Here is a 1,027-nt window from a genome sequence, read left to right on the forward strand (position 1 = left end):
GCTAATGATTCAGAGATAACTTTACGAGCCGTAAATTCAGCAAGTTTTTGATTAGGAATAAAACCGAAAAGATCGCCTAGCAGCAATAAGCTAACGGTCAGCAGACTCAGGCCGATAGAGAGACGAAAAACAGGAGAGATCGCTGGTACTTTCATATTTTCACCTTGTCGTCAGATAGTTACTCTGCATTTATTGGTCAAATAGATGATCAACTTTTGCCTCTTCCTCTTTGTCAGTATTATCAATACTATACTTTCCATCGGCTGTCGACTGCGTAGTTCTTGATTTTTCATCTGCCGCTAATATAGGCATTACATCAAGAGAACGCCAAGCCGGCATGGCAGTCAGAAAACTTGCAAACAGTGAGCCGCCACGTAAAGCCCAGCTAACAAAACCAGCTGTTATTGTCATACTAACTCCGGTCACAGCTTCTGCGCTTAGTTCCTGTTTTATCTGTTGTGTTTCTGCAGATTGATCGAGATCCTGTCGCATTTTGTTCAGATCATCTAAAAACTCAGGACTATGCCGGACTATTTCAGATAGGCTGGTTTCTGATAGTTCAGTAACAGTTAATCCATCATCCTTCCAGAATGAAGTGAGTTCCTGAAGAAATGTTTGAGTCATCTCTACCGTAGGTTTAGGGGCATCAATACTTTTAATTGCACTGGGACGTTCAGATAACACACTTAGAAAGATGTCATCGGCTACAAGAGCTTCAGGAAAAGGAGAATTATAATTCTGACTAGGGGCTGCAATACCTTCAATTGTAGAATTATCCGTTTCCTCTGAATCTGTAGGGGCCTCGATCAGATCAGCTTCAGCATCCATCGTTTTTTCAAGTTGCTTTAAGGATGGATCTAACGTATCGGATAGTTCAGAATCTACTACAGAAAGATTGTCGGGACTAAGCGGATCTAATTTATCCGCCGGCCCGTGAATAGTCACAGTAACCATCTGCACTGTGCCATACGTTTGCGTATCAATGACTGCGGCATCATTAACCGCTGCCAGCGTTATGCTCACAAGC

Annotated in this window: 1 protein-coding gene; it reads right to left on the reverse strand. The window is 42.6% G+C overall.

Going from position 1 to position 1,027, the window contains the following annotated elements:
- Positions 1–189: 189 nt before the first annotated feature.
- Positions 190–1,027, reverse strand: an 838-nt coding sequence (locus AC4GME_RS14565) for a hypothetical protein (protein ID WP_490379646.1), incomplete at its 5' end; no start/stop codon positions are given.

It is taken from the genome of Psychromonas sp., from assembly GCF_983033635.1.